Annotated in this window: 1 protein-coding gene; it reads left to right on the forward strand. The window is 35.6% G+C overall.

What is annotated here, in order from left to right:
- Positions 1-320, forward strand: a 320-nt coding sequence (locus AACQ14_RS24315) for a hypothetical protein (protein ID WP_339366110.1), incomplete at both ends; no start/stop codon positions are given.

Here is a 320-nt window from a genome sequence, read left to right on the forward strand (position 1 = left end):
CATTATGTAAATATTTGCCAGCAAAATAATCAAGAAAAAAAATGGGTACTTTTTATCAACCCAGAAGAGTCTTCGATTGAGCAGTTAGCTCATACCCATGGTGTTGATATTTCAAAAGTGCTGTGTGTTAGTTTTAAAGGTAAAAATAAAGTAAATAATTTACTAGATTCAAAATCAGCTCATTTAGATATTGAACAAATAAAGAGTGTATTGTGCCGTGGAAATTGCTCTGCGGTGATCCTGTCAAACGCTTCATTTGCTGCTGACGAAATGGCTGAGCTTGATAGTTGCGCTCGTTTAGGTGAAACCCACTGTGTTTT

It is taken from the genome of Vallitalea maricola, from assembly GCF_036985595.1.
GTDB classification, from domain to species: domain Bacteria; phylum Bacillota; class Clostridia; order Lachnospirales; family Vallitaleaceae; genus Vallitalea; species Vallitalea maricola.